General features: G+C 31.3%; 23 protein-coding genes. 10 read left to right on the top strand and 13 right to left on the bottom strand.

Annotation, left to right across the window (positions count from 1 at the left end; all coding sequences use genetic code 11):
* Positions 1 to 59 precede the first annotated feature (59 nt).
* Positions 60 to 1,229: a pyridoxal phosphate-dependent aminotransferase gene (locus HUE88_RS06175; RefSeq protein ID WP_194372140.1), complete on the top strand. Its 1,170-nt coding sequence runs from the start codon at positions 60 to 62 to the stop codon at positions 1,227 to 1,229.
* A 22-nt stretch (positions 1,230 to 1,251) separates the two neighbouring features.
* On the opposite strand, the gene HUE88_RS06170 is transcribed toward HUE88_RS06175, so the two are convergent.
* The 7 genes from HUE88_RS06170 to HUE88_RS06140 form a co-directional block, all read right to left on the bottom strand.
* Positions 1,252 to 1,455, bottom strand: coding sequence for a hypothetical protein (locus tag HUE88_RS06170; protein WP_194372138.1), 204 nt, complete (start codon positions 1,453 to 1,455; stop codon positions 1,252 to 1,254).
* A gap of 29 nt (positions 1,456 to 1,484) precedes the next feature.
* Positions 1,485 to 2,435 (bottom strand): UDP-3-O-(3-hydroxymyristoyl)glucosamine N-acyltransferase, encoded by a 951-nt coding sequence (lpxD, locus tag HUE88_RS06165; protein ID WP_194372136.1) that lies wholly within the window; start codon positions 2,433 to 2,435, stop codon positions 1,485 to 1,487.
* Positions 2,436 to 2,438: 3 nt separating this feature from the next.
* Positions 2,439 to 2,912 carry an acetolactate synthase small subunit gene (ilvN, locus tag HUE88_RS06160; RefSeq protein ID WP_430733198.1) on the bottom strand — a complete coding sequence of 158 codons (474 nt, stop codon included), beginning with the start codon at positions 2,910 to 2,912 and terminating at the stop codon, positions 2,439 to 2,441.
* Entirely contained in the window at positions 2,912 to 4,606 is a 1,695-nt protein-coding gene (locus HUE88_RS06155; protein WP_194372134.1) for an acetolactate synthase large subunit, read from the bottom strand. The genes ilvN and HUE88_RS06155 overlap by 1 nt, the downstream gene beginning before the upstream one ends.
* A 77-nt stretch (positions 4,607 to 4,683) precedes the next feature.
* Positions 4,684 to 6,810: a WD40 repeat domain-containing protein gene (locus HUE88_RS06150; protein ID WP_194372132.1), complete on the bottom strand. Its 2,127-nt coding sequence runs from the start codon at positions 6,808 to 6,810 to the stop codon at positions 4,684 to 4,686.
* A gap of 6 nt (positions 6,811 to 6,816) precedes the next feature.
* Entirely contained in the window at positions 6,817 to 8,019 is a 1,203-nt protein-coding gene (gene ilvA / locus HUE88_RS06145; protein ID WP_194372130.1) for a threonine ammonia-lyase, read from the bottom strand.
* A 10-nt stretch (positions 8,020 to 8,029) separates the two neighbouring features.
* Entirely contained in the window at positions 8,030 to 8,455 is a 426-nt protein-coding gene (locus HUE88_RS06140) for a CoA-binding protein (RefSeq protein ID WP_194372128.1), read from the bottom strand.
* 155 nt (positions 8,456 to 8,610) lie between these two features.
* Here HUE88_RS06140 and HUE88_RS06135 point away from each other — a divergent pair, with 155 nt between their 5' ends.
* Complete coding sequence (locus HUE88_RS06135) at positions 8,611 to 9,723, top strand: tyrosine-type recombinase/integrase (RefSeq protein ID WP_194372126.1); 1,113 nt, start codon at positions 8,611 to 8,613, stop codon at positions 9,721 to 9,723.
* 110 nt (positions 9,724 to 9,833) lie between these two features.
* Here HUE88_RS06135 and HUE88_RS06130 read toward each other — a convergent pair whose 3' ends face one another.
* The 5 genes from HUE88_RS06130 to HUE88_RS06105 all read right to left on the bottom strand — a co-directional run bounded on the left by HUE88_RS06130 (position 9,834) and on the right by HUE88_RS06105 (position 14,505).
* A complete protein-coding gene (locus tag HUE88_RS06130) occupies positions 9,834 to 10,754 on the bottom strand; it encodes a site-specific integrase (RefSeq protein ID WP_229860170.1) in 921 nt (306 codons plus the stop codon).
* A gap of 944 nt (positions 10,755 to 11,698) precedes the next feature.
* Positions 11,699 to 12,667, bottom strand: a complete 969-nt coding sequence (locus HUE88_RS06120; protein WP_194372124.1) for a helix-turn-helix transcriptional regulator — start codon at positions 12,665 to 12,667, stop codon at positions 11,699 to 11,701.
* Positions 12,668 to 12,892: 225 nt separating this feature from the next.
* Complete coding sequence (locus tag HUE88_RS06115; RefSeq protein ID WP_229860027.1) at positions 12,893 to 13,759, bottom strand: IS3 family transposase; 867 nt, start codon at positions 13,757 to 13,759, stop codon at positions 12,893 to 12,895.
* 11 nt (positions 13,760 to 13,770) lie between these two features.
* The gene (locus tag HUE88_RS06110; RefSeq protein WP_194368079.1) at positions 13,771 to 14,070 is read right to left on the bottom strand and encodes a transposase; all 300 of its coding nucleotides are present in this window, start codon (positions 14,068 to 14,070) and stop codon (positions 13,771 to 13,773) included.
* An 87-nt stretch (positions 14,071 to 14,157) separates the two neighbouring features.
* Positions 14,158 to 14,505 (bottom strand): hypothetical protein, encoded by a 348-nt coding sequence (locus HUE88_RS06105; RefSeq protein WP_194372122.1) that lies wholly within the window; start codon positions 14,503 to 14,505, stop codon positions 14,158 to 14,160.
* Positions 14,506 to 14,663: 158 nt separating this feature from the next.
* Between HUE88_RS06105 and HUE88_RS06100 the strand changes: the two genes are divergently transcribed.
* Positions 14,664 to 15,041, top strand: a complete 378-nt coding sequence (locus HUE88_RS06100) for a TerB family tellurite resistance protein (protein WP_194372120.1) — start codon at positions 14,664 to 14,666, stop codon at positions 15,039 to 15,041.
* Between the two features lie 73 nt (positions 15,042 to 15,114).
* On the opposite strand, the gene HUE88_RS06095 is transcribed toward HUE88_RS06100, so the two are convergent.
* Positions 15,115 to 16,359 carry a hypothetical protein gene (locus tag HUE88_RS06095; RefSeq protein WP_194372118.1) on the bottom strand — a complete coding sequence of 415 codons (1,245 nt, stop codon included), beginning with the start codon at positions 16,357 to 16,359 and terminating at the stop codon, positions 15,115 to 15,117.
* A gap of 229 nt (positions 16,360 to 16,588) precedes the next feature.
* On the opposite strand from HUE88_RS06095, the gene HUE88_RS06090 reads away from it, so the two are divergent.
* The 7 genes from HUE88_RS06090 to HUE88_RS06060 all read left to right on the top strand — a co-directional run bounded on the left by HUE88_RS06090 (position 16,589) and on the right by HUE88_RS06060 (position 21,590).
* Complete coding sequence (locus HUE88_RS06090; protein WP_194372116.1) at positions 16,589 to 16,897, top strand: hypothetical protein; 309 nt, start codon at positions 16,589 to 16,591, stop codon at positions 16,895 to 16,897.
* Positions 16,898 to 17,140: 243 nt separating this feature from the next.
* Complete coding sequence (locus tag HUE88_RS06085) at positions 17,141 to 17,440, top strand: hypothetical protein (RefSeq protein ID WP_194372114.1); 300 nt, start codon at positions 17,141 to 17,143, stop codon at positions 17,438 to 17,440.
* A gap of 23 nt (positions 17,441 to 17,463) precedes the next feature.
* Positions 17,464 to 17,841, top strand: a complete 378-nt coding sequence (locus HUE88_RS06080) for a hypothetical protein (RefSeq protein ID WP_194372112.1) — start codon at positions 17,464 to 17,466, stop codon at positions 17,839 to 17,841.
* A 23-nt stretch (positions 17,842 to 17,864) separates the two neighbouring features.
* Positions 17,865 to 18,329 carry a hypothetical protein gene (locus tag HUE88_RS06075; protein WP_194372110.1) on the top strand — a complete coding sequence of 155 codons (465 nt, stop codon included), beginning with the start codon at positions 17,865 to 17,867 and terminating at the stop codon, positions 18,327 to 18,329.
* A gap of 25 nt (positions 18,330 to 18,354) precedes the next feature.
* Entirely contained in the window at positions 18,355 to 18,810 is a 456-nt protein-coding gene (locus HUE88_RS06070) for a type IV secretory system conjugative DNA transfer family protein (RefSeq protein ID WP_194372108.1), read from the top strand.
* Between the two features lie 201 nt (positions 18,811 to 19,011).
* Positions 19,012 to 20,295, top strand: coding sequence for a type IV secretory system conjugative DNA transfer family protein (locus tag HUE88_RS06065; RefSeq protein WP_194372106.1), 1,284 nt, complete (start codon positions 19,012 to 19,014; stop codon positions 20,293 to 20,295).
* A gap of 29 nt (positions 20,296 to 20,324) precedes the next feature.
* Complete coding sequence (locus tag HUE88_RS06060; protein WP_194372104.1) at positions 20,325 to 21,590, top strand: GGDEF domain-containing response regulator; 1,266 nt, start codon at positions 20,325 to 20,327, stop codon at positions 21,588 to 21,590.
* Positions 21,591 to 21,629 lie beyond the last annotated feature (39 nt).

The raw sequence follows: 21,629 nt of genomic DNA, 5'->3' as shown, positions 1-21,629 counted from the left end.
AACTGATATATATTATTATTTTAGTATAATGCCCTCATTATTTCACCTAAGGGTTTCAAATGCTAACAAATCGCATTAACACACTATCTGAATCGATTACAATCGCAATTTCAACGCTCGCACAAGAGCTAAAGTCACAAGGTAAGGACATCATAAGTTTTTCTGCTGGAGAACCTGATTTTGACACTCCGCAAGTTATCAAAGATGCTGCCATAGAGGCTATCAACAGCGGTTTTACCAAATATACTGCCGTTGACGGAATCCCTGCTCTTAAAGATGCTATTGCCAATAAACTAAAGAGAGATAATGGGCTAATATATGCTCCGAATCAAATAATCACCAACAATGGTGCAAAGCACTCTTTGTTTAATCTTTTTGCCGTAACCATTGATAAAGGTGACGAGGTTATTATCCCTTCACCATACTGGGTTACATACCCTGAATTGGTTTTATACCATGGTGGAACTGTAGTTAAGATAGAAACTCATGACTACAGTGAGTTTAAAATAACTCCCCAGCAGTTAAAAAATGCTTTGACACCAAACACTAAAATGCTAGTACTTACAAGTCCATCAAACCCTACAGGATCTGTTTACACAAGAGATGAGCTGATTGCACTTGGCAAAGTTCTAGAGGGAACTGATGTAATTGTAGCTAGTGATGAGATGTATGAAAAACTTATATATGACGGCGAATTCACATCTAGCGCAGCTGTAAGTGAAGATATGTACAAAAGAACCGTTACTATAAATGGTTTAAGTAAATCGGTAGCTATGACCGGATGGAGATTTGGTTACATGGCAGCTCATAATACTGAACTTATACAAGCTACTAAAAAGCTTCAAAGTCAAAGCACTTCAAATATCAACTCTATTACTCAAAAAGCTGCTATTGTAGGACTAAACGGGGATGCGGATGCTGATATAGAGATGATGAGAAAAGCATTTGCTCAACGTCGTGACGAGGCTGTTAAGCTTATTAATGCAATTGATGGACTAAGTGTTTTCAAGCCTCATGGCGCATTTTACCTTTTTGTAAATATAAAAGAATTAAGTAATGATTCAATGGAATTTTGTAAAGAGTTGTTATCTAAAAAAGGCGTAGCTGTAGTTCCTGGTGTTGGTTTTGGGAGCGAAGGTTATTTCAGATTTAGCTTTGCTACAGATATTGAGAGTATAAGAGTTGGTATAAATAGAATTGAAGAGTTTGTAAAAGAGCTTAAAGCATAGTCTCTACTAAAGTAGGTTTAACCTACTTTAGTGATTTAAGTGCTTCTATCACTTCATCAAGATTTTCAAGCGGAATATGGACTTTCCATTCAGGTTCAGCTGCATTTCCAGCCAAAGATATACCAATACTAGCAACCGGCGTACTTTTCTCACCATAAGGCTTATCTATTTTCATAACAGAGATAACACCTTTTTTTGTTCCATTTAATGCGATAGTTTTTGACATCTTATACTCCTTAATTTTGCTAATATATTTTACTTTAACAGTCTAGCAATTTTCACCTGAAGCTTTAGCCACAATTTATGCTCCATTAGCGGAAATCCTGAAAATGTCTTACCACTCTCTTTTATGCTCTTTGTTATTCCGCTTCTTGCTGCAAACGTATTAAAAGGTCCAATATCTAAGTGTCCTGCTGCTGCAGATTGCCCACCCATAACAACATTACGTCCAAGTTTTGTAGAGCCTGCGAGGCCAGATTGAGATACCATTACACAATACTCGCCAATCTCACAGTTGTGTCCAACCTGAACCAGATTGTCTATTCTAGTACCTTTTTTAATTAATGTCGTACCAAATACCGCTCTATCGATTGTTGTTGAACTTCCAATCTCTACATCATCCTCAATAACTACATTACCGTTTTGATAAATCTTTTTATGCTCACCAAGTTTATTAGTAGCAAATCCAAAGCCATCGCTGCCTATAGTTGTATTCGCATGAATAATACAATCTTTTCCAATGGTGCAGTCTCTGTAAACAGTTACATTAGGATAGATAACAGTATTATCACCAATAACTGTTTGGGCGCCAATATATACATGTGCTAAAATCGTGCAGTTCTTGCCAATTTTTGCCCCATTTGCAATTTCAGCTTTAGGAGAGACTCTGCTCCCCTCGCCTATCTCTGCACATGGCAATTGATCGTCCTCAATCAGAGGAGAAAAATACTTTGATAAAACTGCCATTGACCAATAAGGAGAATCAACTACTAAAGCCGCACACCCTTGTGGTATATGGCTTTTTAAAGATTTGTCTATTATAACAGCTGCTGCTTTAGTAGTATCTATATCTTTTATATATTTAGAGTTTGAGACAAAAGTAACTTCACTTGACTTTGCATTATTTAATGTATTCATACCCGTTATTTCAAAATTAGTGCCATTAAACTCAGCACCAATTATAGAAGCTACTTCTACTAAATCCATTAACTATCTTTCAAGTGCTACAGCACCGCTTCTAACAATCTCTTTTGGATTGTATCTTTTGATAACTTGCAAAAAATTCTCAACTCTTTTTGGCTCATCTGCAACCATAACTATAATTACATTATCACCAACATTTACTATTTTGCCATTATATGCTTCGCAAAGAGTACTTATGTCAGTAATATTTTCAGTGATTGGGAACTTAACCAAAGCCATCTCTTTTTCAACCAAGTCCGCATGCTCATAGACTCTAAGAACAGGGATAAGCTTATGTAGCTGTTTCGTAATTTGCTCTATAACTCTTATAGAACCTGATGTAACAATAGTAAGCCTAGAGTATTTACTATCAGGAATCGGAGCAACAGTCAAAGATGTAATGTTGTATCCACGACCAGAGAAAAGATCTGTAATACGAGATAAAACACTAGCCTCGTTTACTACAATAACAGAGATAACTCTTCTTTCACTAGCTTCCATTATTTCTCCTTCTTCTCTAATAGCATCATATTAAACAGCGACCCACCTGATGGAACCATTGGCATAACGTTTTCCATTCTTTCAACAACAACATCTATAAATGCAACTATGTTCTTCTCAACAGCATCTTTAAGAGCTGCATCAAATTCCTCTTTTGTATTAACCCTGTATCCAATTCCACCAAACGCCTCTGACAATTTTACGAAGTCAGGCTGAACACTTAAATCGGTCTCACTATGTCTTTTATCATAAAAAAGTGTTTGCCACTGACGAACCATTCCAAGAAAGTTATTGTTAAGAATGATATTTATAACCGGAAGTTTTTGCTCAACCGCAGTCATTAACTCTTGACAATTCATAAGGATTGAGCCATCTCCGGTAAAATTAACACTTATTTTTTCAGGACAAGCTGATTTTACACCCATAGCTGCCGGAAAACCGAATCCCATTGTTCCAAGTCCACCAGAACTTATAAACTGTCTAGGGCGAGAGAATGGGTAAAATTGAGCTGTCCACATTTGATGTTGACCAACATCAGTAGAGATATTTGCATCATCACCAAGTAGTTGCCCGACTCTTTCAATAACCCATTGTGGTTTAATTCTATCTGTGTCTTCATGATAAGCCAAAGGGTGAAGCTCATCAAATTTACTTATAGTATCTCTCCAAGAGGCATACTTCTCAGGTTTAACTTGTGAAGATAGTTCTAGCATCTCTTTTACAACATTTTTTACGTCACCAACAATTGGATAATCTGCATTAATTAACTTAGAAATTGATGCAGGATCGATATCTACATGTATAACTCCTGCATTTTTTGCAAATTCTGAAAGTTTACCGGTAACGCGGTCATCAAATCTTGCACCTAGAGCAATTACCAAGTCAGTCTCGCTCATTGCCATATTTGCAGCATATGAGCCATGCATACCTAGCATAGAGATCAATAAATCATCATCATGGCTCAAAGTACCTCTTGCCATAAATGTCTCTACAGCAGGGATTCCTGTTTTATGAACCAACTCTCTAACTTCATCAGCAGCATTTGAATTTATGATACCGCCGCCAAGATAAAAAAGTGGTCTTCTAGATTTAGCTATAGCTTCCATCGCTTTTTTAATTTGACGAGGGTTACCTTTGATATGTGGCTTATAAGTTTCCAAGTCAAGCTCTATTGAATAATCAAATTCAGCAATCTGAGCAGTTACATCTTTTGGAATATCTACATGTACAGGTCCTGGACGACCACTTGATGCTATATAAAATGCCTCTTTCAGTACACGTGGTAAATCAGCTGCATTTGTTACAAGATAGTTATGCTTAGTACATGAGCGACTTATACCAACAGCATCAATCTCTTGAAATGCATCAGTACCAATCAGACTCATCGGAACCTGCCCGCTTATTACAACTAATGGAATTGAGTCCATATATGCATCAGCTAAACCAGTTACAGCATTTGTAAACCCTGGTCCACTTGTAATCATTGCAACACCAACTTTACCGCTAGCTTTTGAGTAGCCCTCAGCGGCATGAACAGCAGCTTGTTCGTGTCTTGTCAAAATATGTTTAAAGTTATTTTGTTTATAAATCTCATCGTAGACATTCATGATAGCTCCGCCTGGGTAGCCAAACACTGTGTCAACGCCCTCCGCAATTAAAGCCTCAATGACCATTTGTGCGCCATTTATTTGCATGAAAGTCTCCTCTAATAAAAAATTTGCTTATTATACCTATCTTCCCTATATTTTACTTTAAAGGAGGATGTAAATTTCTACTCTAATATTGATTTAACAATCATTGAGGGTCTCCAGCTACTTATTGAACCTTCAGTTTGAGATTGTAAATTTAATTTCGAATTAGGATAGTTTTTTTTAAATTGCTCAAAAAAAGTAAAAATTTTATCATCTAACCCATAATACAAAATATAATTTTTAATCCCTTTTTCAATATTTGATTGTTCTTGTTTTTCTCTTGTACTTACTTCTAGTTGAGTAATGTAACAGCGTGCAAAGACATTAGCTATTGGAACATTTTTTGAATTTATTTTCATGTATTTTTCTAAATTTTTTTTAATCTTAATTGCATCGCCTCTAAATGCATGCCCGTTTACGGTACATAAATCATCATCCCATAATTTTTGAAGGTTTACACCCTCTATAGAGTTTTGTAAATCACCATAACTATCTAAAAGATTATAAGCAACGACGATATCATTATCTCTTATGGAGTTAAAAAATTTATGTTTATTCTCTATCTCAAGTAGAGTATCTTTAGCCTCGTCTTTAAAATCTTCAAAATCAAGTAAAACCCTAAGAAGCTTTACTGCTGAATGTGTATCATTTTTTGCAATAAATTTTTGTGAGTTTACATACAGCATGTCAGCATATTTACTCAAAGAATCATATTCTGAATACTCTTTCAAAAATGGGTGTATTTTCAATAGCTCATATACAAGTTTAAAATCTTTTTGAGCAATAGCAATTTTAAACCTTCTATGAATCTTCGCATTAGTTGATAAAGCATGAATAAGTTTTGATTTTTCGCTCAGTCCCCTATATGGAGCCAAAATTTCATTAACTTTATCTGCAGATTTTGGCTCAAGCATATACTTTTGAGCCAGCATAAATGATTTTTTCCAATTTAATTCCATCAATTTATAAAGAGGTGTCTCTTTATATAACGGATGTTTATTTGCTAAGGTATAAGCCAATGTTATTTTGCCATGCTTTGCGTGCAATACAAACTTATCAAACTCTTCATACTCTTTAATTAGATTGTTCATTACTTGTTTTTTACTTGGAATTGTTACAAAATTGCCAAATATGCCAACTGCTCTTTTTTTATCACTTTTTCCAAACAACTCTTTTGCTTTTTGTACTGTTTTTATCCATAAAGTATCAAGAACTATATAAGTCTCTGTATATTTTAAAAGTGGATTTTTTTCAACCTCTGCATATATCTGCACGTAATTTTTTTCTCGAAGAAGCTGAGTTAAATGATTTTGACCAAGATATATTTCATATAAAATAAACTCTCCACTATCCGTGCCAATTATAAGATGTTTATTGTTTTCATCAAAATTTATAGAAGTGATTTTATTGCTAAGTTTAATATATCTTCTTGATATCAACTCATAACTATTTAAATCATATACTAAAACATAACCAAGAGCAGTTGCTAAAAATAAAAACTTTTCATCATCACCGAGAGTAACTTGTGCAATGTCGTCATGTAATCCATCAAGTCTTGTAATTATTTTACCGTTACTTGTATCCCATATGATTGCGCTATTGTTTTTATCTATGCTAAAGAGTCTCTGTTTGCTTAAAAACTGCAACTTCATAACCGGGGCTGAGTGAGCTCTTAATTTATATATCAATGTCATTGTAGACAAACTAGATATATGTATATTTTTATCATAACTAGCGGTTGCAACCAACTGTGCATTATCACTAAATGATATGTCGTTTACACAATCAATATGACTTGTTAGAGTAAATGCAAGCTGTCCGCTTTTAACATCGGATGCAAAAATTTTACCATCATCACCAGCAGAGAACATATATCTGTCTTGTGGGTCAAATGCAACACAAGAGACATCTCCGTGGTGTCTATCTATCTTAGAAATAATTTTTTTTGTTTTTATGTCATAAAGCCTAGACTCTTTGCAATCAGAGCTTATTACAACAAAATATTTTGCATTAGAGCTAAAACCAAAAACATTGGAGCTGTATCTAAAGTGGACTATATTACATTTAATAGCACTTTTTACATTAAGTGTATTTATGTCTAAATAGTGCATTGTAGTAGATGAATCAACAACTAATACTCTATTCTCATCTATAATTTTAGTATATACGACTGCTTCACTAAAACTACTGCTTTTTACAGGTAACATTCTATATTAGTCCCTTATGTAGCCCTCTTGTTTTAAAACATTATGAATCTCGACTTGATGCTGTTCACCCTTTGTCTCTACATGTACGGTTACATTTGCATCGCCATAGTCAAGCGAAATCGACGTTCTGTCATATGAAATATGAACAATATTTGCATTTAACCCTTGAAGAATCTGTGTAAAATGCATAAGAGAACCTGGTTTATCAATCAGTGTAACTGTCAATTTCATCTTTCTTCCAGACTTTAAAAGACCCTTTTCAATAATAACAGAAAGAAGCGTAACATCCATATTCCCGCCACTTAAAACTACGGCAACTTTTTTACCTTTTAGATACTCTAATTTTTTATGAATCAAAGCGGCAACACCAACGGCACCAGCCCCTTCAACTACAAGTTTTTGTTTCTCTAGTAAAAACAAAATTGCACTGGCAATCTCTTCATCATCTACGCTGACAAACTTGTCTACGCTATCTAACATATATGCTAGTGTTATAGGAGAAGTATCACGAACTGCTATTCCGTCAGCTATAGTCCTTACACTTAGTGTGTCAACAACTTTTTTAAGATCGTATGAATTTTTCAGAGCCGGCGCACCTGTAGCACTAACACCTATGACTTCTATGTTTGGATTTATACTCTTTATAGCGCATGCCATTCCAGAGATAAGTCCTCCACCGCCAACTGGGATGATTATGGCATCAAGATCTTCACATTTATTGAGAATATCTAAAGCTAAAGTCCCCTGCCCTGCAATAACATCTTCATCTTCAAAAGGGTGTATAAATGTTAAAGAGTTTTTCTTTCCATACTCTGTAGCGTATGCATAAGCTTCATCATAATTGCTTCCGGCCAGGATAACTTCCGCACCATAATACTTAACACCGTTTACTTTTGTAAGAGGCGTTGATTCTGGCATAATAATCACAGCTTTAATATTAAACTTTAACGCAGAGAAGGCAACACCTTGTGCGTGATTTCCAGCACTAGCTGCAACGACGCCGCAAGCTCTTTGCTCATCGTTTAATGATGCTATTTTATTGTAAGCACCTCTTATTTTAAATGCACCAGTTATTTGCAAATTCTCTTTTTTCAAGTAAACTTCACAACCAGATATTTTGCTTAAATATGGCGCATACGAGAGAGGTGTGTCAACCACAACATCTTTTATGCGTTCTTTTGCCTCATATATCTTTTTTATATCTAACAATAAATTTTCCTTACAGAGCTTTGTGCTCTATCATACTACACATATTTTGAACAACCATCATTCCGGCATTTTTTGCTCTTTGAGCCGCATCATTGTTAACAATCTCTTTTTGAGCCCAAAAAACCTTTATATCTCCGCGTTTAATACACGCATCAGCAACGTTATCTAGCTCTTTTGACTTTCTAAAAATGTCAACCATATCTACTGCAAAAGGTATCTCTCCAAGTGAGCGATAAACTTTTTCACCCAAAATCTCATCCTCTTTTGGGTACACTGGAACTATCTTAAATCCTTGCTCTTGAAGATATTTAGCTACTCTATGACTTGGCTTTGAAGCGTCAGGAGAAAGCCCTAAAACTGCAATCGTTTTCACACTGCTAAAAATATCTTTTATCTCTTTTTTATTTGAGTTAACACAAGGGAATTCACACTCCATATTTTTCCTTTATCATATATTGTCATTTGTCATCAAGTCTCGTACCCATAGGGCTTAGCTTGTATTATTATGATATAATTTTTTATCAACTATAGTCCAGTTTCATCAAATCAATCGGACTACAGTCGGACTTATTCCAGAAATTAGGATTTATCTTGAAAACACTTCCAAAGCGAATCCCAACTAAAACTATAGGCGTCTTCTTTAAGGAGATTATATCTAAAAACAATAAAGCTATCGATAAAGTATTTATCATCAGATATGTAGATGAAAATAATAAAGAGCGACTAAAAACTATAGGTAAGTACTCTAACGGTATCAGAGAAGCGTACTGCAAAGCCAAGATCAACGAAATAACAACTAAAATAAGACTAGGAGAAGACCTACCACATATAGCAAAACAAAAGAATAAACTAACTTTTGATGATTTAGCACAAAGATATTTTTCTGATAAAGAACACACAACAAAAGAAGCCGAAAAAGAAAAAGCTAGATACACTAACCATATTGAAAAAGATATTGGTCACTACTTCGCAGAAAACATTACAGCTGATATATTATTGAAAATGCAAAACGAATTTAGAGCAAAACTTGCACCAAGGACAGTTAATCATTTAATCTTTATGATTGGTACTATTTACAAACATGCTCAAAAGATGGAATTATACAAAGGCTCATCCCCTACTTCAACATTAGATGGACTAAAACTTGATAATAAGCGAGAAAGATATTTAGAACTTACAGAGATTACAGAACTTTTAGATGAATCACTAAAAGCTTCTTTAGAAGTATGGCTATTTGTAAAACTAGGCTTGTCAACCGGTTCTAGGGTTGGCACAATTATGAATATCAAGAAAAAAGACATAAATATAAAATCAAATTCTATTACTCTAAAAGATTTTAAAAATAATAAAACATATAATGGCTTTATCTCAGATGATAAATTAAAAGAGGAATTAATAAGTAGAGTAGAAAATTTAAAAGCAAATGATAATATCATATTTTATGAAAGAACATCAATTGAGTACAAGCTCAGACCTATACTAGATACCCTCTTTAACTCTGAACTAAATATAGATGATAGAAAAAACAGAGTTGTTATACATACGCTTAGACACACTTTCGCTTCTCATTTAGCCATAAATGGCACACCTATTTTAGCCATTAAGGCCCTCATGAATCATTCTAGCATTGAGATGACTATGAGGTATGCACATTTAGCACCAAATGCTGGATACGAACAAGTGAGAAAATTATACAAGTCCTAAAGTATATAAATGAATCAATACATTTATTTGGAATGACCTCACTTTAATAGACACTTATTTTTCATTAAGCCTAATTTAGTAATTCTATCTAACATATTTTCCAATTATATTTACCCTCCCAAATAATGTTCACTTATAGAAGCCCTATAATGCTTCATTTCCCAACTTACACCTTGAAGAGCTTGTTCGTACGAATAACCATTATCTTGATAAGCTCTAATACGGTTTTGAGCAAATGTCCAGCGAAAGCCATGTGAGCCTTCAGGTTTTATACCTAATTTTATACATGTATTGCGTATATCATTAGCGTACTCTTGATATTTTATTTTGAACTGTTTGTTTTTTTCTATGTAGTTTTTCAATATTTTATACATTTCATAACTGAGCATTACGATGCCCTCTTTTCCGCCCTTCTCTTTTGTCCATATTTGACCAACCGTTTGCCCTTCTATCTCATCATAGATTGTACCTCTAAGTTGTTCTTGTTTAATAAAAGTAACTGCTTCACTTCTTGCTCCACCTTCTAGTTGAATATGTGCAGCAATTTTATGTAAAGGATTTTTCAAATTATGAATAATTAAATGTGGATCTGGATAAACTCTATTGTGGTAACCATCTGCAACTTGCTTGAACTTTCTTGCACTGTTTAGAACTTGCTGTCTGATATCAAAGTTATATTCAATGGGTTCTTCATATTTATTAGCACTGTATCTATTGAGTGCAAACTCAAGCTTACCCAAAGCAGATGAGATTTTTTCAACATATTGTTTACTAGGATAATACTCAACTTTATATTCAAAATATGCCTCTATATATTCAGCAGTTATTAGCTCAAAATTTTTGAGTTTCCAATGTTCTTTTAGATAGTTACCTAGATTGTTCCATACATTTCTATATGTCTCCATTGTTTTGTAAGATGACACATAATTATAGTGATGATGCGAAGGATCTATTTTGTCTTTCTTTTTAACGCCTTCTGCAAATATCATCTTAACTAACTGTGAAGTTTGATAGTATACACTTCCTCTCATTTTTATTCCTTGTATTTAAATCGTTTATTCCCATATGGGTAGTTTTTGGTGAGTCAATCTGCTTTTTTAATCTGAAGCATTAACAGCATATATACCTAAAACCAAACGCCTTTATGGTCATCTGGGACTTAGCCTTAAGCTAAATGTACGCACAGACAAAACTACACATAAACTCTAAACGACAAGTACGAAATAAAAATAAATAAAGAGCCAGTATATGACAAAATTTGTAAAGTGTGAAGAGGTTGAACTTTTTTATAGTAGGCAAATTTTTAAAAATCACCCGTTTCCTATTATAGAAAAATTGCTCAAAACATTGCTGTTATGCTGTAAAGTCATTTTATATTAATTTAAGGTTTTACAGCTGAATTTACAGAAACTTCACAGTTGACTTTACAGGAAAGGTAAACTCAAATTTGACAGTTTTTTTCTTTTTTGCATCAATCACAATATGATTATGATAACAATATACTACAATAGCACAACATATGAATTCACAAAACTATAAATTGACCTATTAGTTATTCAGAACTCTTAAACATGGCAATATTTATATCAGTGATTATCAATCTATTAAGGAGCTCAAAGAAGGTGTAAAAGCTTACATGTATAAATACAATTTCAAGAGATTTCATTCAGCTATTGGTTATCAAAAACCTATGAATATGTATCTTGAATTTATAAAAATTGTGGGATAAAGTAACAGTTAGAGGTGGATATTAATTAAGCTGAAAAGTTGTCTTGATTTTTCAGGCCATTATACTATCAAGTTTGACCTTTTTTTAGACTCATATTTCTCTCCATTAATTTCATAATATTTTAACTACTTTAGAAATTAACTTCGCTGAATTTATGTCTTAAATATTTAGGCCATTATAGTATTAAAATAGTATAAAAAACTTCATGTGCAACATAAATGTGAACAATAAAAAATTATATAAACTTTATACGTCAGGATGTGTCATTTCAAAATTTTTAAGTGATTTCACATATTCATCTAATTCTTTTAACATTTTTTTTCTAATTCTTTTTGGAGAAATAACTTTTATATGAGGTAGCCATGATTTAATAAGATTATCAACCTCTTCATCAGAGCTAACTTTAAAAGACACTACTATAGAACCATCATCATCTTCTCTTACAAGCTCTTGGGATACAAAATGTTTTTTACGTTTAAAATAATGAGCTATTGGTTGCATAATTTTTACTTTTACTTCATATTGAACACCATCATCAAACCAAGCAGTATGAACATTTTCAAGTATGCTGTCTATTGGTTTTTTCATAGTGAAGCTCTTTTGTGAATAATCTACTTGTGATATATCACTAATAAAAAAAGTTTTTATTTTTTCAGATTCTAACTCTTTGGCAAAAAGATACCAAATCTCATCAAAACTTATTATCTTATATGGTTCTACTACAAATTCTCTTTTATTTATCATTATAGTAGTAATTCTCTTGTTTTCTATTCCATATTCAAGCTCATTCAGTTTAGCTGAATCAACATCTATACTCTCATATGGGTTTTGCTTTATAAGGTATGGTGTGGCAAAGTTTGGTACCAATAGTTTTGCTAAAAGAGAGTGTGAAGACTTTGAGAACTTAGGACTTATATCCATAATCATAGAAAGGGAAAGAGACAATAAAACCATTTCAATATCTTCAAAAGAAGTTCTCTTAAGAGAGAATCCTTCAGTAAAGTAAAGCTTACCATCATCAGTTTTTTCAATAGGGAAATAACATAAACGACCTATATCTCTTTGAATAGTACGAAGACTTACTGAAAATTCTTGAGCAAGTTCTTTTTGTGTTGGTCGTTCATCTTCATCTAATTTTGAAAGTATTAGAATCAGCCTGGTTACTGTTGTGTCATGTGATTTTAAATCATTACTGCTGTCATTATTTTCTTGCATAGTCCATCTCATTTTTTTTGATAATTTTATAATATCTAATATATCATTAATATAGATATTCTTTATTTGTACATATCATTCTTTCGTAAAGAAGGATTACAAAAAAAACTTACTTAATGCATGAGCCATTATGAGTTCCTTTTTTGGCTAATAATAGAATATACTATTATAGAAGTGCAGGAAGAATGGAATGGTAACTTAAATTCATACACTTTTTTATAAATTCTAAGCAACCATTTCCATTTGTAACACTTTGTTTATTTCTTCAAATTTAACAGGTGATAAGTTTCCAAGATAACTATGTGATCTGACTCTGTTATAATGAAATTCTATATATTCAAATATCTCTTGTTTTGCCTGCCTCTTCGTATAAAAATATGTCTGATACACTAAATCACTTTTGAGTGTTTTAAAGAAGCTCTCAGCCACTGCATTATCCCAGCAGTTGCCTTTTCTGCTCATGCTTTGAATTATAGAGTGTTTTTCCAATAAATCTTTATGTGCATAAGAAGCATATTGACTCCCTCTATCTGTGTGCCATAGTAACCCTTCGGAAGGGTTTCTATGCTTAATAGCCATGCTTAAGGCATCATTTACAAGTGAAACTTTCATAGTGTCATCCATAGACCAACCGACAACTTTTCTTGAGTATAAATCAATCACAGTAGCCAGATAGAGCCAACCTTCACCTGTATGGATATATGTAATATCTCCTACATATTTTTCATCTGGAGCAGATGCATAAAAATCCATGTTTAGGAGATTAGGAGCTATTGGTAAGTTATGATTAGAATCTGTCGTATTTTTATATCTTCTTTTCATGTTCACTTTTAGACCCAGTTCTTTCATGATACTGGAGATACGCTTTCTTGATACTAATACACCGTAGAGTTCTTTTAGTTTGTCTTGAATTCTTCTTGTGCCATAGTTTTTTCTACCTTGAATAAATATAACTTCAATCAAATCATTGAGTTGCTCGTCTACTTTTTTAGTAATGCATCCAGTTTTTATCCAATGATAATAAGATGTCCTATCTACCTTGAGCACTTTACTCATAAGATTAATACTAAAACTTTTTCTATGTTCATACATCCAGGCGTACTTTATAGAACTTCTTTGGCGAAGTACGCGGTCGCCTTTTTTAAAATGTCACGCTCTTGCTTTAAAAGCTTTACCTCTCGTCTGAGGCGTTTATTCTCTTCATCTAGTGTCTCTGTTGAAGATGATGTATTTACAACTCTCATTGGTATTCTATGCTCTTTTTTATAACTGCTCATCCAGTTATATAAAGTCTTTACATGTATATCTAAATCAGCTGCTATCTTTGAGACACTCTCGTTATTATTAAGTATTAATTGAATTGTGGAATCTTTAAATTCTTTGGTGTATTTACTAGTTCTCATGGACTACCTTTATTCGTTTTATTTTAACTTAGAATTATTTAAATTCTATGTATGAAATAAGGTTACCACTCCAGAAGTCCCTATTATTTAGCATTCATTAACATCCTTATTTAATAACTTATACGAGCACCCTATTCTGATTTGAAACTCTTCTATAGTCATATCAGGGAATACATAAGGTGGTAGAAGTTCAAAAAACAGCTTGTATTCACATCTAATATAATTTTCTAGCATCATTTTTTCATAAATATTTTTATAATCCCCTCTTTCATGTTTGTCTAAAGCCTCTTTCAAAAAATTTAGGCGACGTTTTAAATTTTTTAAGTTGCTTACTATTGCAAAACCTAAGTCATGAATATCACCTCTTTTTTCTATATAATAGTTATCTATGAACTCTTTAATTAAATAATAATCTTTATGTATTTCTTCTATCATTAGTAAACCTTTTAATAAGTAGTTGATTAAAATATTACTAATTGTAAATGACAAGATGTGTCGCTTCTTTATAATTGTGCTGCGTTTTTTCATAGATAGCATTAAGATTTAAATATCTATATGCTATTATAATGTCAAATAAATTAGTAGGGGTGTTTATGTTTAATTTTTTAAGTGGTATGGATCTTTTTAATCAACACACAAACAAGGACGCTATTAAAAATATATTAGCTGTACTAATGATAGTTGTGGTTAAAGCAGATGATAAAGTCTCCGTTAAAGAGCAAAATAAAGTACTAAGTTTTTATAAAAATGAATTTGGCATGGACACAGACGCGACTGAAAAACTTTTTGATTCTGTTAAGCATGATGATGCTACTTTTCACTCATCTCTAGCTGAACTAAAAATAATACTTCAAGATGACATAACAGCAAAAGCAAAGGCACTTCATCATTTAAATGGTGTTATGTATTGTGATGGCAGTGTAAATGTAGAATGTGACTTATTTGAAGATATTAGAAAATTTTTAATATAAATCCATATATATTTATTTCATCCTTCAAAAATCTGATATACCAACCCTATATTACACAAAGAATACTACATTCCTAGTCCAGATTTAACTTTATTTTGTTCTGATTCAAATACTTAATAACTCCATAAGACAAAGCTTGAGGACTAGATGCTGATGTTCCTATAAATCTTTTTTGATTATCAACTAGTATTTCATTTACCGTTTCATACTTTATATTAAAAACCTGCCCCTGAGGTGCTAAAATATTTTTTTTATTTAGATCTAGTGTAGAGTAGTTTTCATATACTGATATAAACAATTCAGGATATTTGTTTTGATACTTTAGGATAAAATTATTAACTTTGTCAATGTAAGAAAAATTATATCTCACCATGTTTAAAGAGTCTGATTTTAAGTATTCAATATAGATATTATCCAAATCATTTTTAAGATGATTTGGATATGTTTTATCGGATTTTTTATATGAACTATATATTGAATCATAGTTAATAGATTCAACAAGTTTAACATTATTATTTCCAATTAAAGAGTTGTTTATATATTGAGAAAAGAGTTCAACTTCAGAGTATCTAATCAAATTTTTTATTACATTATTATTTAAATCAGACTTCATCGATATATTTTTTTCTATATATGATTTTATATTTAAAAAATCTATTTTTTCTTTGGTATATAAATAATTTCTTATATAGTTTGATAGTTTGATTTTTTTATCATAATTATTTCCACATAAATACTGATATATTATAGATAAAGATTGTTTAGTTGATTTTTTCATATTTATTTTTTTGTCATCAAAAAGAATATAATTTCCAAATGATTTATAAATTGTTACATTATTTAATTTTTCTATTTTATTGTTAAATACTGATGCTATTCTTTGAAATCTATCAAGTTCATTTTTCAATTTATTGTTAAAAAAAGGGTTATTTGTATAGCTAACATATCTTGATGGTAGGTTGAAACTATATCCATAAGACATATTGATAAAGATCTGTTGTTTATGCAATTTTTTAGATAAATACGAAATAATATCTATATCACTTAATTCATTAGAAGATTGGAAATTTCTATTAATCATAAAGATATTGTTTTTTAAAAAATTGATTTTATTATTCAAAAGAGTGTTTTCGATTATTGAGATTACTTTTTTAGCATGTGTGCCATTGTCAAATATCAATATTAATGGGTGATTCTGAGATATTTTTTTATTTTGAATTATAAAATCAATATCTTCAGTGTTCTTGATGATTTTTGTATTAAAGGAATTTCCAAATAACAAATTAGAAAAAATAATTAATAATATAAACTGTCTCATTGCAACTTTCAATATTGAATATTTCTACACCAATTAAGCAAAATAATTAATGCTATATTTTTCACTATATCACACATTAAATAAAATATCAGTTCTTTCATTATTATTTATGAATACGCTGGCGATGAAAAAATTAAAATAAATGACTTTTTTTGGAGAGCAACTAGTCATGACATAAGCTGTCATAACTAGTTGATATAATTTTCAAATAAAATAAGAAGGATAGATAATGAGTAACAACACATATTATGAAAAAGTATATTTTGCGACGGCTTGTAGTCTTAAAAGTCCAAATAGTAAACTGGGTGATAGTTATGATGGAGGGTGGAAACACAATGAAATTTTTGAGAACAATGGCACAGTCTATAATATTGACATCATAGGAACAGATAAGTTAAGAATATTAGAAATTCAAGATAAGAATTTTTTTGATAAAACTATTTCTGAACATAATATCAATCTAAAAGACGATGATAATTCTGTGTTTGGTCATATTTATACAGATCAAAAAACTGGAGTTGATTATTACCTAATATAAATCTCACAATATAGCGGTTACGATTACAATATAGATTACCGCATTGCACGACCATCAACTGAGGAAGAGACACGAACGCTAGTAGAAGAGTGTGGAATATATACAACTTATGAAGTTATGGGCTATATCACGAATCGTTAATTTTATATTTATATAAACATCACTTTATCAAAATAATAAATATTATGTGACATAAGCTGTCACTCTAATCTAGTAAAGTTATAAAAATAAAAAGGACTTAAAATGGCCCCTAAATCAAATGCAAATACAAAAGAAACACAAATAGAAGATTGGGCTTTAAATCACTTTGATAACAGTAAGGAACCTTCATTTAGTTTTGACGTTGACTCCTATGAACTGCAATATTTTTTAGATAACACTTCTTTTGAAGATACAAATTGGAATCATTGTGACTTTAGTGTTTCTGGAGTTAAAAGTTATGATGAAGAATATAACTCATATTGGATAGGAATATTGATAGTTAATGCAGAGGGCAAAGATGTGTCAGACTTCTTGGAACTAGCTCAAATATTTAATATTTAATAAAAACAACACTAGGAGTGACTGTGCATAAAACAATCTTTTTTATTACTGATTTTGATGGCTTACATAAATTTATATATAATCTAGGACAAGAGGAAATATATGCATTTAGTTCATATGACATTGCTAAAAAAAATTTAATTATTTGGAATAGTTTTTTAGATTTTGGATTTATGGTAGAAGCAGTCGTTCCAATTGATGTAAATATTAACAATCCTGTAGAGGTTGCCGATAGCCTAATGTTGACTGGTCAGTTAACTATGCTTAGCAATAAAGAGAAAACATTTTATAGCATTGACATGAACCTTGATGATACAGAGCATGTAGCAGAGCTACTAAATGTGTTAAGCAGCAGTAAAAGTGATAAAGTTCTGCAAAACAGCTCTAATAAGTTATACTAACCAAAATTATTTAAGGATAAAAATTGAAACTATTTATATCGCTAATATTCGTACTTGTATCCCTTCAAGCTCAAAACTTTACAAAACAAAATCTTCTTGGTTCATGGGAACTATCTTCTGCAAAGTTAAATCAAATAGTGTCTTTTGGAAAGTACATAGGCAAAAATAGAAATGAAGTTTTAGAGCTTCTTTTTAATCCACAAGGCTTGATGAAAGTTGTAAGCACAGGTGATGTTTATAACTATGAAGTAGTGCAAGGTCAACTTAAAATATATGAAACTAAAGTTTATAGAAATAACTACCAAATAAAACGAAAGAGCCGTTATGACCTTATGAAAATAGTGGGTAGTTTTGAAGGGTGTGAAGTAGTAAAAATAGTTGAAAAGAAAATACCAGGATATAAACAAAAATATGATTTAAAAATGTGTAAAACATCAAACCTGCCACAACCAACTTATCAATCAGAAATATCAAGATATAAATTTTAAAAAATAAAAATATAAAAGGACAAAGTTGAAAGTAGGACTAATAAAAGACACAGAGCTAAAAGAAGAAACACCGTTAGTTGATGTAAAGTTTACACATTCACTATGCATAGGCCAAACAGGAAGCGGTAAGACTACTTCATTTATTTATCCAAACATAAAACATCGTATGGAAATAGGACATGGTGTACTCTTCTTTGATATAAAAGGGAGTGAGCACTTAGCATTAAAAAAACTTGCTTCAGATGCAAATAGACTTGATGATATCGTTGAGATAGGTAAACCATGGGGTTCTAACATAAATATTATAGAGTCTCTTAACAATAGAACTTTTGCAACTCTATTGCAAGGCTTGGTTGGAGATCCATCTGATGCTGGAAGCAATACATATTTTTATAACGAAGCTATGAGCTTAGGCACAAGTATATTTAATATACTCAAACTTAAATCTATAATTTCTAAAGAGATACGTGAGATAGGGTAAGCTGTTGCATTTATACTAGATGACTCTTTTACTCTAAATGAATTATATAACATCTCGTACAATATAGATACTCTCTATAAATTTATTCAAGATATTAAATATTTTACAAAAGAGTTACATAATTTTATAATAGAGAATACCAAGTATTATAATGGTGCGCATAGTGAAGTATATAAAAATATAGTTTTAAATTACACAAATGTGAACGCATCACTAAAGTACTTTACTAAATATGATGTAGAAGCAGATGATAGAAATGATGGTGGTAAGTTTGAGTCATCTCTTCTGTCTGTTATTAGCACTCTTTCATCAGGATTTAGCTTTATGGGAACATCTTCTGCAAAGTATATATCTGAGAAAGAAAATCCTCTAGATATAGTTAAATCATTACAGGATGCAAAGATTATTATAATAAATGTTCGAGTGGTTCCAGATACTATACTAGAGTTGATGTTAGAACAAATATTTGAAAAGATGATTGATTTAAACCTTCAAAGTGAAGATGATAAAAAACCTATATCTATCTTTATAGATGAAGCACAGAGACTTATAAACAAAGATATACCTCTTGATGTTCTTAGAAGCTCTAAAGTAGATGTCCTTATGGCAGTTCAAAGTGAGCTTCAACTTATTAGTAAGTTTAAATCAAGAGAAGATTGGCAACAAATCTCTGTAAATATTGCTCAGAAATATGCATTTAAGTCATCTTTTTTTGGAGGGGATCATTTACTATCTTTTTATGTAGAAACTGCAACTTTAAATACTTTTGAATATGTAAAAGAGCATGATGCGAACATACTTAGAGCAAACCCAATATTTTTAAATAAAGAGGATTTTGATGCTGTTGAACATACTTATCAGCATGATGTATTAAAACTACAAGATATAGAAAAAAATGAGATACTTTTTTATGATGTTACACACTTTGAAAATGAGAGAGAAGTTATACTGTTAAACACTAAAACAAAACAAAAAAAGTATAAAAAATTATTTACAGAGTTTCAAGATAAGCTTATAGAAAATGAAATAAAGCTTTATCTTAAAGAGCCTATTGAATCATTAGTTACAATTTATCCTGTCCCAAAAGATAAACTACAAATCATGTATGATCAACATGAGAAATATAATCAAACTAAATTGAAAGATACTTTTGTTAGTAGATTTTTAACACAAGACAAGGCCTTCTCTTGTGCATATGATATTGGAGAACTACTTGCTAGTCAAGATAATGATACTGATATATTAGATATTTTTGATTCCCTAATACGTGATGAATTTTCAGATGAATTAATCATAGATGAATACTCTGATGATGAAAAAATAATAACTAATGAATCTAAAGACTTGGCATTAACCATAGTGCTTTTGCTTGAACACAATGGTGTTTTTGTAATCAATAATGAAGATTTTTTTACTGTTTATTTTATGAGAGAGATTTCTAATATTACACCTATAAAGTTGCGTTCAAGATTTGATGATTTATAGAGTATTGAATTTAAAAAAGGGATTTATTTATGAAAATGAAAGATAAAATATTACTAATAGAGGACGATGCCACATTATTAAATAAACATATTAAAAATATTGTTTCATTAGGTTATGAGATTGTTGTAGTAAGTGATTTTGTGCAACTAGATGATGTAATAAAAAAAGATAAAGATGATTTTTTTATTGCTTTACACGATCACTTTCTTTCAAAAGATTTTGAAAATAGATCATTGTCATTGTTGATGGACAACAATATACCCGCGATAGTATTTGCAGAGGAGTACAATGAAAATATTGCCGAAGAAGCAGTTTCTAAAGGTGCTTTAGATTATGTTATTAATAATGATGATGGAATTGACTATATCTACATTAAACAAATGATTGAACGAGCCTATAAAAATCAAGTTGTAAAAGCTATTGTTGCCGATGGAAATAAAAGAGCGCGTTCTATACAGGTAAACTTATTGAAAAAATTCAATATACAATCATATGAAGCAAATAGTCATGCCCAAATAGAAACCTTGCTTAAAGAAGATAGTAACATTGGTTTACTGGTAATTGACCAATCTCTGGATGATGAAAAAGGCACAAATGTAATCTCGGAGCTTCGAAAAACATATAGCAAAGACAATCTAGCTATTATTGGAGTGAGTGAACATGGGCATTCAAGCCGTTTGTCTATAGAATTTTTAAAAAAAGGTGCAAATGATTTTATTACTAAGCCATTTACCAGTGAAGAGTTTAACCTTAGAGTTTTACAATCTTTAGATACTTTAGAATTTATACATGTAAATAAACAGAGCGCCTTGACTGACCATCTCACAAACATGTACAACAAGAGAGCTTTTGAATCTTTAGGTATTGAGATTCTTTCAAAAGCTAAAAAAGAGAGTGTAAGTCTAGCTTGTGCGGTACTTGATATTGATTATTTTAAAAAAATAAATGACACCTATGGTCACCATATTGGAGACAGAGTTTTAGTAACTGTTGCTGATTTATTTAGAGAACATTTTCGTAAAGACGACTTAGTGGCTAGGGTTGGAGGTGAAGAGTTTGTTGTTTTGTTAAGCAATATTTCTAAAGAGAAGCTTTTAAATATTTTTGAGGGTTTTAGAGAAAAAATCGAATCAACAACTATCTCCACAGATTCTGGCAATATTAATATTACTATTTCAATTGGTTTATATATAGCTCAAGAGTATATATTGAGTAAACTCTTTGAGCACGCCGATGAATTGCTTTATAAGGCTAAAAACGGCGGACGCAACCAGGTTAAAGTTAATACGGATTAGTATAATGTCCCCCTTTTGTCAAGACTAAAAAGCCGTTGT

It is taken from the genome of Candidatus Sulfurimonas baltica, from assembly GCF_015265455.1.
Classification (GTDB): Bacteria; Campylobacterota; Campylobacteria; order Campylobacterales; family Sulfurimonadaceae; genus Sulfurimonas; species Sulfurimonas baltica.
This window is presented reverse-complemented; position numbering and strand designations above follow the sequence as displayed.